Consider the following 14,563-nt stretch of genomic DNA (forward strand, 5'->3'; position numbering starts at 1 on the left):
ATAGCCTGTGAAAAAATCAATGTGGATTATTCTAGTATTGTTAATCACAAATTGTAAAGCTCAAAAAACTGCTCAAACTGAAGTATTTCAACCGCTTTCAACAACAAACTCGAAGGATTCTTGGGAGTTGGTTAATGAGCTTTCGGATGAATTTAATGGTAATGGAGTAGATTGGAAAAAATGGTATAAGACAGCTAATTTACCTAATACTACGGGTTGGAAATGGGATAATGAAGCTAATACTAATGTTAACAATGGTATTGCTGAATTAACTATGAGGCATAATGTCAATAATTTAAATGACGACGGAACTTATTTTAAATCCGGCATACTAAAATCAAAAGCAACCTTTACGACAGGATATGTTGAAGCCAGAATAAAAGGAGCTGTAATTGATGTGCTAGGTTCTAAAAATGGTTGGGGCGTGTGTCCTTCATTTTGGTTGTATAGTGATTTTGATAGAGATGTGGCTGATAATGAAACTATATATTGCGAAATTGATGTTGTTGAGTTGCAGCAGTTTGATTGGTTTAAAGGTCATCAAGATGATATAAAAGATTCGGATCATAATTTACATTTAGTAAAAAAAATTGACGGAAAGGGTGTTTGGTTTAGACCAAAGAAGCACGCAGAAGCACAATTGAATAAATATCGGTTAAATGATGACCCAAGTAAAAATTATCATATGTATGGCTGTGAAGTAAATACAGAAGAGATTATATGGTACATAGACGGTGTGAAAATAGCAAGCAAACCTAATACAGATTGGTATAGGCCAATGAATGTAACTGCTTCTTTAGGGTTAAGAAGACCTTTTGTTCAGTTTTCAAACAATGCTAATAGAGCAGTAAATCCTTTAGAAAATGAAGAGGCCAAAGCACAACTTTCTGGTATGCCAACAACAATGTCTATAGATTATATTAGAGTTTGGACTAAAAAAGAATAATTTTTCTAAGATAGATTATATAGAATTAATGAAGTTAGTAAGGTTTTTATCCCTTTCTAGCTTCATTTTTTTTCGTAACCTATGTCTTGCTACATGCACACTTCCTAATGATATTCCTAAAAGGTAAGCCATTTCTTTACCAGAGAAATTTAGTTTAATCAAGGCGCATAATTTTAAATCAGAAGAAGAAAGGTTAGGAACCTTTTTTTGAAGTCGTTCATAGAATCCAATATTTTGTTCTTTAAAGCGGGTATTAAAAGCATCCCATAAGCTCACAGAACTGCGTTCAATTGATTTTAATAATGATTGAGATTGTTTGTCATTATTAGATTCTTTTATATAATTACTCAAAGTTTTAATAACTTCCTCCTTTTCAATAAGTTGAAGTGTATTGGCTGTTAATTCTTTGTTTTTTACATTTATTAGTTCATTTGAATCGCGTTCTTTTCTTTGAAATTTTAAAGATCTCATTCTAGATCTAATCATAAATCCGGCAATCACTAATATTAATAGTATAACAAAAAGAATAATTCTAAAACTTAGAATGTTTTCTCTTTGCTTTGCTAATTCTAAGTTTTTCAGGTTAAGTTGTTCATTCTTTTTTCTTAGTTGTTCTCTAAATGGATTTACAATAGTTAAAAAACCTTTGTTTTTCTCATTTCTTGGGTCTAAATACGTATTGCCAATGGCATTAGATTTTTGTTCATATTCATAAGCTTTACTGTACTTACCTAGTTTGAATAGAACCTCGGCATATCTAGAATATAAAAAAGACCTATAAAATGTTGTTTCACCAAGTACACCGTTAATTTTCGTGAATTTTTCAAAATACCTTTCAGCTAAGTCAAGTTCGTTAGTTTTAAGATATATACAAGCTATTCTTCCGTAAACTATTAATAAAAAGTTTTTGTTTTTTTTTTTAAGTTCAGATGCAGGTTCAACTTTTTCAAGTTTATTGGCAATGCTATGTAAAAGTGCTAAAGCGTTATCTAAATTATTGTTCCATTCTTCTAAACTGGATTGTTTTTCATCTAGATATAGTTTTGTAATTACATCTGTTTTAAATTGTTTAGATAAAATGGAGCAAGTGTCTATATGAGCACTTAAATTATCTTGATCCATTATGCGTTGATTATGCATAACCAAATTATAATGAGATCGGTGTAATTCTAAATTACCTATACTTCTTTCGGAATATAATTTTTTATAAATCTCATGAGAATTCATAAAATAAGTACCCGATTCTTCATTTTGTTTAAATAGATAAGTTATAATTCCAAGTTCTTCTTGTGTCTTAGCTTGGTATAAGTCTTTTTCAAATGCTTCAGATAGTAATGATGCTTCACCTGCGTAACTAAAAGCTTTATCAAAATTTAATCTATAACGTTCAAAAGCACTTAAAGTAATAAGTGTTTTTAAAAGTAAAATAGTGTCCTTTTTTAAGGTAGCCTCTTTTTTTATAATCTCTAATTTTAGAGGGATGGAATCTTTTTGGGTTTTACTACTAATTAAACCTTCATAAAAATGAGTTTTAAATTGTTGTGATTGTAATTCGGTATGAGATATAATGTTAAGCAATAATATTAAAAATACAATTGCTTTATTTCTTTTTAATTTATTGATAATAAGTGTGTAATGCGTTTTTATGATTTTTTTTTAAAATGATATTGTTAAGCTAATATAATTAAATAATTCCTCAATGTTAAGTTTTTGTAATAGCATTTTTTAGGTGAAAAGCGAATTAAAATCTAATTTTAGGATGTTTCAAATAATATTTAGGTGTTATGAGTTTTAGTAAATGGCTTAGTTTGTTTTGCTTCATTTTGACAGTTGGGAATGTTGAGATTTGTAATTCTCAGACAGCAGAGAAGCCCAATATCTTACTTATAGTATTAGATGATCTAAATGACTACACCGGTTTTTTAGGAGGACATCTGCAGGTAAAAACACCAAATATGGACGCCTTAGCCAAAGAAGGTACTGTATTTACTAATGCTCATACCAATGCACCAATATGCGCACCATCCAGGGCAAGTTTCCTTACTGGAATTTATCCACATGTTTCACAAAATTTTTGGTTTACAGACTGGACAGAAAATGAGGTTTTAAAAAACTGTAAATCGCTCCCACTGTTTATGGGAGATAACGGATATTATACTCTTGGCACAGGAAAGTTAATGCATCATAGAGTAAAATCTGAATGGCACCAGTATGGAATACCAAACACCTTTGGGCCTTACGCTTTTAACGGAAAAAAAGTGGTTCCGCATCCTATAATGCCAAAAGAATATTCAACAGATAAAAATGATGGTCTTTTCACATCGTTAGCCAATGTTCCAAATATCCCTCAAGAGGGTAAGTTTCCTGGATATAATGGCTGGTTTGATGTAGCCAATCGTAAGCCTTTCAAATACGTAGATGAAAACAACCGAGATTTACTAAATGATGAGCAACATGCAAAATGGGCTGTAGAAAAGTTAAAGACCTTAGAGAAAACAGAATCAGATAAACCATTCTTTATGGCTATTGGTTTTGTGCGTCCTCATACTCCATTAGTTGCCCCACAAAAGTATTTTGACATGTATCCTTTAGAGACACTTAAAACACCTGTTATCAAGAAAAATGATACAGATGACACATATTATAGATCAACGTTTCGATGGACACCGCCATGGGCGAAACACTTAGAAGAATTAGCGGCTTCTTATCCAACACTTAATGATGGTTTAAAGAAATATTTACAAGCTTATTTAGCCTGTGTTAGTTTTGCAGACGCTCAAGTAGGAAAGGTGTTAACAGCCTTAAATAACAGTAAATTTAAAGACAACACTATCGTAATTTTAACGAGTGATCATGGATATAATCATGGTCAGAAGGATTTTTTATATAAGAATAATTTATGGGAAGAGAGCACGAGGGTTCCATTAATAGTTAAAGCTCCACAGATACAATCTAGTATTGGTAAACGAATTAATCACCCTGTTTCTTTAATAGATGTGTTTCCCACAATTGCCGATTTTTCTAATATCAAGTCAAGCAATTTAAAAACGGTAAACGGTAAACCTTTAAGCGGTTATAGCTTAAAACCATTTTTAGAAAATCCCGAACAGGATAATTGGAAAGGGCCCGATGTGGCTTTAACAGTCGTTAGAGGGAATTTTAAAAGCAATAAAGTGAACGAGCAAAGCTATTCTGTTCGGTCTAAGAAATATAGATATATCCGTTATGTAAATGGTAAAGAAGAACTTTATGATAATGAAAAGGATCCTTATGAGTGGGAAAATTTGGCAGCAGATAAAAAATATAAAATAATAAAGGAGAATCTGCATCAACAAATGAATTTTCTACTTAGCATTTAAAATACAACTTAACAAAAATGACAATAATGAAAAACTTACTAATTGTACTATTCAGCCTTATGCTGATGGTTTCATGCAAACAAAACCAAGAAAATGGAACAGATACCAACATTGCCTTAAATATTAGAACTAGTAAAGACTTGGATTTAAACCCAAGTAAAGGTGCAATAAATACGGCGCATAGTCCGCATGTAAAATTAAAGAGTTTAAATATTGGAGATTGTCAATGGACAGATGGATTTTGGGCAGATAAATTTAAAGTTGCTGAAGAGGTTATGGTGCCATATATGGGGGAAGTTCTTAAAGGCGATACTGGGCATGCTTTAAACAATTTTAAAATTGCTGCAGGTTTAAAAGAAGGTGAGCATAAAGGTATGAATTGGCATGATGGCGATTTTTACAAATGGATGGAAGCGGCAACCTACATTTATGCCATTAATAAGGACGAGAAGATTTTAGAAGAATTAGATGGGCTAATAGAAATAATTGGAAAATCTCAAAAAGAAAATGGGTACTTACAAACTCAAACACAACTAAAAAACATAGAGCCTTTTTCAGAAAGAAAGTATCATGAAATGTACAATAGCGGGCATTTGTATATAGCTGCCTGTATTTATTACAGAGTTACAGGTAAAACTAACTTTTTAGATATAGCCATAAAACATGCTGATAATCTTTATAGTATATTTCAACCTCAACCAAAAGAATTAGCACGTTTTGGCTTTAATCAAGTGCAAATAATGGGCTTGGTAGAGTTGTATAGAACCACAAAAGAAAAAAAGTATTTAGAATTAGCTGAGATTTTTATCAATATGAGAGGAAAGTCTAAGGTTGAACCACATGCAACAGTAAGACATCAACATATAGGGGATATGACTCAAGAAAGAACACCTTTACGAGAATCTGATGAAGCCGTTGGGCATGCTGTTTTAGCGCTTTATTATTACGCAGGAGCTGCCGATGTGTATGCGGAAACCGGAGAAAAAGCACTAATTGATGCTTTAGATAAGATTTGGGGAAATATTGTAGACAAAAAAATGTTTGTTACTGGAGCATGCGGACAAAAGCATGACGGAGGTTCTTCTAACAGAGATTTTGTTCATGAGGCATTTACTATAGATTATGAAATGCATAATGCACATGCTTATAATGAAACCTGTGCCAATTTATGTAACGCCATGTTTAACTATAGAATGTTAGGCGTAAAGGGAGAATCTAAGCATGCCGATATTATGGAGTTAGTTTTGTATAATAGCGCTTTATCAGGTATTAGCTTAAAAGGAGACACTTATTTTTACACCAATCCGTTACGAAGAACCGCAGACCATAAAATGGGTGTTACAGATTACCCAGACAGAACACCTTATATACCATGCTTTTGTTGTCCGCCAAATTTAGTAAGAACCATAGTGAAATCTTCGGCTTGGGCATATAGTTTAGCTGAAAATGGAATAGCCGTTAATTTATATGGAGGTAATAAATTAGATACCAAAATGGTTGATGGCTCTAATATTAAAGTAAAACAAGAAACTAATTACCCTTGGGATGGTAATATAAAAATAACAATCGACGAGTGTAAGGCAGAATCATTTGATTTTATGCTTAGAATTCCTAATTGGACCACCAGTTATAAGCTAAAAGTTAACGGGAAACCCGTTAATACAAATTCTAAACCAGGAACCTTTGCCATAGTTAATCGTGTATGGAAAAAAGGAGATGTAATATCACTTAACCTACCAATGGATGTTAAATTATTAGAAGGAAACCCATTAATTGAAGAAGTTAGAAACCAAGCCGCTATTAAAAGAGGGCCTATTGTTTATTGTTTGGAATCTCCAGATTTACCTAAAGACACTAGTATTTTAGATGCCTATTTGCCAATAGAATCAAAATTAACGGCTTCTTATAAACCTGATGTTTTAGGTGGTGTTACCACTATTACAGGAAATGTAAAACTTCGTAAGCAAGAAAAAAATGGTATGTACAGAGAACTTAAAAATATGAAATGGGAAAATCATAATGCTCAGTTTGTGCCATACTATGCATGGTCGAACAGAGGGGAGGCAGAAATGAGTGTTTGGTTGCCATTAATATTAAAATAGTTATTCAATGAAAATCCTTTTTTACTCCCTTTTAATATCAGTTTTTTTGGGTTGTCAAAACAAACCGCAAGAAAAGAGTAAGCCGCCCAACATCCTTTTTATAGGTATTGACGACTTACGTCCAGAGTTGGGTTGCTACGGCTCAGACATTGCGGTTAGTCCTAATTTAGACAAGTTAGCAAGTGATGGATTGCTTTTTGAAAATGCTTATTGTCAACAAGCCATTTGCGGACCATCAAGAGCAAGTTTATTAACGGGTATTCGTCCAGAAACCAGTGGCGTATTTCATAACTACATTAAATTTAGAGAAGTAAACCCCAATGTAGTAACACTTCCTCAACACTTTAAGAACAACGGCTATGAAACTGTATATACAGGTAAAATATTTCATCATGGAGATTTAGATGAAGAAAAATCTTGGAGTAGACTACCGGCATTAGATAGTATGACCGCCAAAGGCATTAAAAAACCCATTGGATTTGCATTAGTGAAGAACATTAAAGAGCGAGCAGAAACCAAAAAAGCCATGGTTAAAAAATATGGTAAAGTCGCCAAATATGGACTTGCTATGGGGCAAGCTTATGAAAGTGCTGATGTGCCAGACAACACTTATGGAGATGGTTACCATACTGAATTAGCTATTGCCACCATGAAAGAAATGATTGCTAAGGGAGATAAACCTTTCTTTTTAGGATTAGGATTTAACAAACCGCACCTTAATTGGGTGTCGCCAAAAAAATATTGGGATTTATATGATAGAGAAAAAATAAAGCTTTCTACACAAACCGAAAGTCCTGAAAATGGAGCAACTATGGGATTACACCCATCATTTGAATTGCGAGTTAGAAGCGGCATCCCTAAAAAAGGAGAAATAGATGATGAATTGGCTTTAACCTTAAAACATGCATATTTAGCCTGTGTGAGTTATGTAGATGCTCAAATTGGCAAAATGATTACCGCTCTTGAAGAAGCTGGTGTTAGAGACAACACTATTATCATAGTTTGGAGCGACCATGGTTGGCATTTAGGCGATATGGGAATTTGGGGTAAAGCAACCAACTATGAAATAGCAACTCGTGTACCGATGATGATTTGGACACCAGATATGCCTAAAGAAAGTCAAGGAAAAACTACTAATGCGTTAGTAGAATTAATTGACATGTATCCTACCCTAACAGAATTGGCTGGAATAGAAACCCCAACACACGTTGAAGGCACAAGCTTTAAAACATTAATAGAGAACCCTAATGCGGAATGGAAAACAGCTGCATTTAGTCAGTTTCCTTCTCCTGCTTTAAGAGAATGGGGAGCATTTCCTATTAGACCATCAATGCGAGAAACCTATTTTGGACCTTTGCTTAAAGAAGTTGAAGGAAAAATTAAAGCACAACAAGGAAAAAAATGGGATAGAGACTTATTTGAAAACAATTTAATGGGCTATGCTATGAGGACACAGCAACACAGATTTATTGTATGGAAAGATAGAACAAAGCCAAATACCGAACCTGTTTTTGTAGAATTATACGATCATAAAACAGACCCTTTTGAAACTAAAAACATTGCCAAAAACAATTCCAAATTAGTTGATGCTCTTATGGTTCAATTCAACAAAGGATGGAAAGGTAATACACCAAAAATTTAAACTACAACCAAACGCGTAATAAGATTATGAAAAGAAGAGAGTTTTTCAAAAAAGGAACAACAGCAGCAGTTGCTGCCGGTGTTATTCCAATAGTTAGTGCCTCATGTGCAGCCGGATCAAAAGAAATTGTTTATGATAGATCATCAGATCAATGGTATCATTTAGGAACTGGAAAATCAGGCTACAATTCAAGAAAGAAATCAGAAGATTATGATGTGGTTGTAATTGGTGGTGGTGCTGCAGGTATGTCTGCTGCTGTAGCTGCTGCAAGAAATGGTTCTAAAACCGTTTTAGTTCAAGACAGACCCGTTTTAGGCGGAAACGCTTCTAGTGAAATACGAGTGCATTTAAATGGTGTAAACCACCTAAGAGATGGACGTGCAGAAAGAGAAACTGGAATAATAGAAGAAATCTTATTACACAATCGTTTTGAGAACGAACAAGAATCGTATCCAGTTTGGGATCATGTTTTATATGATTTTGTTGTGCGCGAACCTAACCTTACGCTTATGATGAATACACAAGCGCTTCAAGCTGTAATGGATGGTAAGAAAATAAAGTCTGCCATGTGTTGGCAAGGTACAACAGAAACTATGTTTACCTTAAATGCCCCAATATTCATTGATTGTTCTGGCGATGGAGGTTTAGCCGCTTCTTCTGGTGCTGAATATAGAACAGGTCGTGAAGGTAAAGCAGAGTTCAACGAAAAATATGCTCCAGACGAGCCAGACGGATGGCAAATGGGAGCATCCTTATTAATGTCTTCTAAAGATATGGGGAAACCCATGAAATACAACCCACCATCTTATGCAATAAAATATACGCATGAAGGAGCCGACAAGCATAGAAAATTTCATGCCTTTCAAGATGGTATTTGGTGGATAGAAGTTGGTAGCGATGATGATATTATTGCCGATTTTGAAAAAAACAGACATAAGTTAATGGGCTATTTACATGGTGTTTGGGATTACATTAAAAATTCTGGAAAGTTCCCCGAAGCGGAAAACTTAGCGCTGGATTGGGTAGGTTCTTTCCCAGGAAGACGTGAGTCTAGACGCTTTATTGGAGATTATATTATATCAGAAAAAGATATGACCGAACATAAGCACTTTAAAGATGCAGTTGCTTTTGGCGGATGGTCTTTAGATGAGCATAACCCAGGAGGTATTGAAGACATCTCTGAACCACCTAGTTATTTTCATTATAAATTTGAAAAAATTTATGAATTCCCTTTCGCTAGCTTGTATTCAAAAAATGTTTCAAACTTAATGTTTGCTGGTCGTAATGTAAGTCAAACGCATATTGCATTATCATCTTCAAGAATTATGGCTACCTGTGCATTACAAGGTCAAGCGGTAGGTACAGCAGCAACTATTTGTAATAAACGAAATATTACACCAAGAGAAGTAAGACAAAACTATATTGATGAATTGCAAGAGCAATTATTAAGAGATGATGTGTTTATTCCTAATAGACCATCTAAAATGCCTAATAACTTAATAAAAAAGGCATCAACAATGTTTGCTTCTAATACATTATCTGGAGACATAAAAAATCTAATTAATGGTATTTCCAGAGATATTGATAGTAATATAAATCATTGGCAATCAGATGGTTTAGATGTTGAAATTCAATTTGAATGGGAAACTCCTATAAACCTCTCTAAGGTTGAGTTAAAGTGTGATACAAATTTGAAGAGAAACATTATGATGCGAAAGGATAGTAGAAACAATGAAAACTTTGCGAATTCAGTACCAAAAGAGTTATTAAAGTCTTTAAGCGTACATGGACGTGTAAATGGCTCTTGGGTTGAGTTAGGTAACATTGAAGATAACCGAACACGTTTAATCAAGTTTCATTTTGAATCTAAAAAAGTAACCGCAATTAAAATAAAAATGACTGAAACTTATGGCACAAAAAATGTTAAGTTATTTGAAGTAAGGTGCTACACTTAAATTTAATTAGATACTGAGAGACACATTTTATTAACTTACATTAACATAAAGAAAGATTCAAGGTTTTATTTTCACCATATATATGACAAATCTCTTTAAAATATTCTTTTGGATAGTAATACCCACGTTGTTTCTCAATAGTTTAAAAGAAAAGCAAAATGGTTATAAAACTATTTCTCATAAGATAGTTGTTAATCATCCCGGGGAAAAGGATTCTATTAAAACTATTCTTAATGAAATTCAAGATAAAAATGGTTTACCCATACAATATACCATGGATGTTTATTCGGTAATTTGTTTGGAGGGAGTTTGTAAAATAATACCAGTTAAATTATTTTGGAATAACATAGGAAATTACCAAAAATACGAATTAGCAGAAGGGGAAACACTTGAAAAATATGAAGCAGACTTATTTGAACCGGTGGATTACATAAAACTGCAAAGTGTTTTATCTGATAGTGATTCACCTTTTAAAGAGGTGTATTTAGATGAAATCTTAACAGTTCCTGATGTGCATGGTAATGAAGATGTTGATGCCGTTTCTGGTGCCACCGCTTTAGAATTAGATGAAAAAGATACAGTTCCTGGTGCAGCATTAACTTGTTTTACTTTGTGGCATTGGGCAAATGGTGATGTTGTTTCTAAAATTATACAGCAAACAGGAAAATCTGCTTCAACTGAGCAACTTCATGATTTTATTTTGGACGATAACAATACGTATTTCAATTTGGCCATTAGCGAATTAAAAAATAGAAGTTTATATTCGAAGTCTATAATTGAAGCCGTTATAAAGAAAGCGATAAAAGATCAGTCTGTACTTCGTACCACCTTTAATTTTTTGGAATCTGCAACTCCTGAAATTTATTTTTATGCAACAGAAAATATTTTAAATAACGGAGAATCTGCACAAAAAATAGCAGCAATTCAGTCTTTAAAAAAAACAAATTATAATATTAGCATCGAGTACTTAAATAAAAATAGCGTAATTCTTAGTGCACTTAATTCTTACCAGGAGGTGTCTCTTTTTTTAGGTTTAATGGAAGACAAAAATCCTAATTCTAAAATTGTAATTACGAACACACTACCACTTTTACAACGCGATTTTTTAATAGCAAGACGCGCTTATTGGTTTTTAAAGAACAAAGACCTAATTTCCGAGCATCAAGAAAAACTGAATATGTTTTATAAAGAGAATGTTAATCGTTTATAGAAATGTAATTCCAAAAGAGCTTCCCATTTGCTTATTACAGTCAAATTTTATGGAAAAATAAATTCTTTTAATAAGGGTAATTTTGAATTTGTATAAGATAAAATTAAGATCTGTTTTATTTTGATTAATACTTAATTTTATCATTAAATAATTGAAGGGTTTATATAATTTCCTTCTTCAATTAAAGTAAATAATAAATTAAGTAAAATGATTAAAAAGAACATTAAGAATATACTGGTTTTTTCAATAACGATAATTCTTGTGGCATGCTCAGGGGTTAAAAATAAATCTCAACAGGAAAGTACTACAGTTACTAAAGGTAAATCATCAAGACCTAACATTCTCTTCGTGCTTTGTGATGATTTAGGATACGCAGATGTTGGGTTTAATGGCTCTAAAGATATTATTACGCCATCACTTGATCAGTTGGCAAATTCTGGAACTGTTTTAACTTCTGCTTATGTAACACATGCGTTTTGCGGACCAAGTAGAGCTGGTTTGTTAACTGGAAGATATCCACATTCGTTTGGGTCTCAATTTAATTTACCAAAAAATAGTGAAGTAACGGTAGGGGAGGGAATTCCTTTAAGTGAAAAATTTATGTCAAAAATGCTTCAAGAATCTGGTTATTATACGGGAGCTGTGGGGAAGTGGCATTTAGGTGCAGTTCCGGGTTATCATCCTAATGATAGAGGTTTTGATGATTTTTATGGTTTTTTAGGTGGTGGACATGAGTATTTTCCAAGTGAGTTTATTGCGAAATATGAAAAACAAGTTGCGAACGGTGTTAAAAATATATGGGATTACTTAACGCCTTTAGAACATAATGGAAAAGAAGTTAGAGAAACTGAATATATAACCGATGCATTGTCTCGTGAGGCTATTCGTTTTGTAAATGATGCATCGAAAAAAGAACAACCCTTTTTTCTATATGTATCTTATAATGCCCCTCATACCCCTTTGCAAGCAAAAGAAGAGGACATGAAGGTATTTGATAATATTAAAGATAAAGATAGACGTACTTATGCTGGCATGGTTTACGCAGTAGATCGTGGTGTTGGTGAAATAGTAGATGCTTTAAAAGCAACAAATCAATATGAAAACACGTTAATTGTTTTTTTGAGTGATAATGGAGGAAGACCAGATAAGGGCGCTGATAACTCACCTTTAAAAGGAAGAAAGGGAGATACTTGGGAAGGTGGATTTAGGGTGCCTATGTTTTTTCATTGGCCAAATCAAGTAAAGGCTGGAAATCGTTATAATCATCCAGTTTCAGCTTTAGATTTTTACCCAACATTTGCAGGTTTAGCGGGTGTTACACTTCCAGAGGGTAATAAACTAGATGGTAAAGATATTTGGAATGATTTTTCTTCTGGTAAAACGGCAAGAAATGGGGGAATGATTTTTTCTATGCGTCACCGTAATGGATTTTCCGATGTTTCAGTAAGACAAGATGATTGGAAAGCTACAAAAGCTTATAAATTTGGTTGGAAACTCTATAATATTACAAATGATATTGGAGAAGAAAAAGATTTAAGTAGCCAGAATCCGGAAAAACTTAAAATGCTTGTTAATGCAGCAGAAGCATGGAGTAAAACACATACAGAACCTCGTTGGTTTGATCCAGAAAATTTGAGAGAAGTTTGGAAAGATAAGGAAATGGCCAAGTTTAAGGAGACTTTTAATATCAATAAATAAAAAGATTTTTTAACTTGGTTGAATGATACATGAACTTAAACAGATTGTAGAAGCAGCCATTTATAATCAATCCCTTGGCATAAAAAATGTTCTTGCTACAGTAGTTGATTTGGATGGCTCATCATACAGACGCCCTGGTGTACGCATGCTACTTTCTGATAATAATGAGATGGTTGGCGCTGTTAGTGGTGGTTGTGTCGAAAAAGAGGTTTTAAAGCGTGCCCAATTTGTTTTTGAAACAGGGAAGCCTAAAATTATGACTTATGATGGGCGCTACCGATTAGGTTGTGAAGGCGTCATGTACATTTTAATAGAGCCTTTTAATGTTTCGGATGAATTTATAAAAGTTTTCTATCAGAATTTAGAATTAAGAAAATCGCTTACTATTCAATCATACTATAAAAAGGAAGATGAGTGCGTTGGTAAGTTTTATTCTGAGATTTCTTTTGCAGAAAACAGGAAATTTACTTTTGTAATAGACAATAATCTAATCAGCCATTTAATAGATGATGTGAAAATATTTTCACAAACGCTTTCTCCATGTTTTAGATTAATTATTATTGGAGGTGAACACGATGCTGTAAAGCTCTGTAAAATGGGAGCTCTTTTAGGCTGGGATGTTGATGTGGTGACGTCATTGAAAGATCCTAAAAATCTTCAAGTTTTTCCAGGAGCTAAAACAGTAGAAGCTAATACACCTGAAACTTTTCTTGTTGACGATATAGATTCCGAATGTGCCGTTGTATTGATGACTCATAATTATGCACAAGACCTAAGGTATTTGTTACGATTAAAAAATAGTAAACTAAATTATATTGGCGTTTTAGGATCGGCTAAAAGGCGTGAGCAACTTCATGAAGATTTGTTAGATTATGCATCTGATTTGGAAAATGATTTTTTAGAAAAAATTCATAGCCCGGCAGGGTTAAATATTGGAGCAATAACTCCAGAAGAAATTGCACTATCTATTCTTTCTGAAATTTTAACAATTCACAGAAAAAAAGCCCCATTTTCTTTAAACTCAATTACGGGTAAAATACATTTAAAATCTGAGTAATATATCTATAGTCATATTAGCAGCAGGGGAAGCTTCTAGAATGGGTAGCATAAAACAACTATTGCCATATAATAATTCTACACTTTTAGAAATAACCATTCAAAATGCCTTAGCATCAAAAGCGAGAAAAGTTTATTGCGTACTAGGAGCAAATTCAGAAGCTATTAAAAGTCAACTAAAAAACTCTAGAGCAACTTTTATTAATAACCCGAATTGGAAAGATGGATTAAGTTCTAGCATAGTTACAGGTGTTTCATATTTAGAGTCCATAAAAGAAAAAACTAAAGCGATTTTAATAATGCTTTCGGATCAACCAAATGTAGATTCAGATTATATTGATGCTTTAATCAATTTGTATAGTAAGAATCAAGATAAAGTTATAGCATCTGATTATGGAGATAAAAAAGGGGTTCCAGCAATATTTCCAAAACTGTTTAATAAGCAGCTTATGAGATTAAAAGGGGATAAAGGCGCTAAGGATTTTTTGAATAATAAAGAAATTAATATTATTACCCTTGCTTCAAAAAATAGAGGTGTTTTAAAGGACATTGATACACTAGAAGATTATAATAAATTATTGGATAAATAAACCTG

At 33.1% G+C, this 14,563-nt stretch carries 10 protein-coding genes; 9 read left to right on the forward strand and 1 reads right to left on the reverse strand.

Annotated elements, in window-relative coordinates:
- Nucleotides 1–7: 7 nt before the first annotated feature.
- Entirely contained in the window at nt 8–946 is a 939-nt protein-coding gene (locus Q0842_RS02300; protein ID WP_298493899.1) for a family 16 glycosylhydrolase, read from the forward strand.
- Nucleotides 947–961: 15 nt separating this feature from the next.
- On the opposite strand, the gene Q0842_RS02305 is transcribed toward Q0842_RS02300, so the two are convergent.
- Nucleotides 962–2,524: a hypothetical protein gene (locus Q0842_RS02305; RefSeq protein ID WP_298493901.1), complete on the reverse strand. Its 1,563-nt coding sequence runs from the start codon at nt 2,522–2,524 to the stop codon at nt 962–964.
- Nucleotides 2,525–2,730: 206 nt separating this feature from the next.
- Between Q0842_RS02305 and Q0842_RS02310 the strand changes: the two genes are divergently transcribed.
- From Q0842_RS02310 to Q0842_RS02345, 8 genes are all read left to right on the forward strand, one after another.
- Nucleotides 2,731–4,305: a sulfatase gene (locus tag Q0842_RS02310; RefSeq protein ID WP_298493903.1), complete on the forward strand. Its 1,575-nt coding sequence runs from the start codon at nt 2,731–2,733 to the stop codon at nt 4,303–4,305.
- A gap of 26 nt (nt 4,306–4,331) precedes the next feature.
- Nucleotides 4,332–6,407 (forward strand): beta-L-arabinofuranosidase domain-containing protein, encoded by a 2,076-nt coding sequence (locus Q0842_RS02315; protein ID WP_298493905.1) that lies wholly within the window; start codon nt 4,332–4,334, stop codon nt 6,405–6,407.
- Nucleotides 6,408–6,414: 7 nt separating this feature from the next.
- Nucleotides 6,415–8,049, forward strand: a complete 1,635-nt coding sequence (locus tag Q0842_RS02320) for a sulfatase (RefSeq protein ID WP_298493907.1) — start codon at nt 6,415–6,417, stop codon at nt 8,047–8,049.
- Between the two features lie 26 nt (nt 8,050–8,075).
- Nucleotides 8,076–10,004, forward strand: coding sequence for an FAD-dependent oxidoreductase (locus Q0842_RS02325; RefSeq protein ID WP_298493909.1), 1,929 nt, complete (start codon nt 8,076–8,078; stop codon nt 10,002–10,004).
- A gap of 82 nt (nt 10,005–10,086) precedes the next feature.
- Nucleotides 10,087–11,214 (forward strand): hypothetical protein, encoded by a 1,128-nt coding sequence (locus Q0842_RS02330; protein WP_298493911.1) that lies wholly within the window; start codon nt 10,087–10,089, stop codon nt 11,212–11,214.
- Nucleotides 11,215–11,421: 207 nt separating this feature from the next.
- On the forward strand, nt 11,422–12,912 hold the full coding sequence (locus Q0842_RS02335) for a sulfatase-like hydrolase/transferase (protein ID WP_298493914.1): 1,491 nt from the start codon (nt 11,422–11,424) through the stop codon (nt 12,910–12,912).
- 22 nt (nt 12,913–12,934) lie between these two features.
- The gene (locus tag Q0842_RS02340; protein ID WP_298493916.1) at nt 12,935–13,969 is read left to right on the forward strand and encodes an XdhC family protein; all 1,035 of its coding nucleotides are present in this window, start codon (nt 12,935–12,937) and stop codon (nt 13,967–13,969) included.
- Between the two features lie 13 nt (nt 13,970–13,982).
- Nucleotides 13,983–14,558: a nucleotidyltransferase family protein gene (locus Q0842_RS02345; protein WP_298494035.1), complete on the forward strand. Its 576-nt coding sequence runs from the start codon at nt 13,983–13,985 to the stop codon at nt 14,556–14,558.
- Nucleotides 14,559–14,563 lie beyond the last annotated feature (5 nt).

Source organism: uncultured Algibacter sp. (assembly GCF_947495675.1).
Lineage (GTDB): Bacteria > Bacteroidota > Bacteroidia > Flavobacteriales > Flavobacteriaceae > Algibacter_B.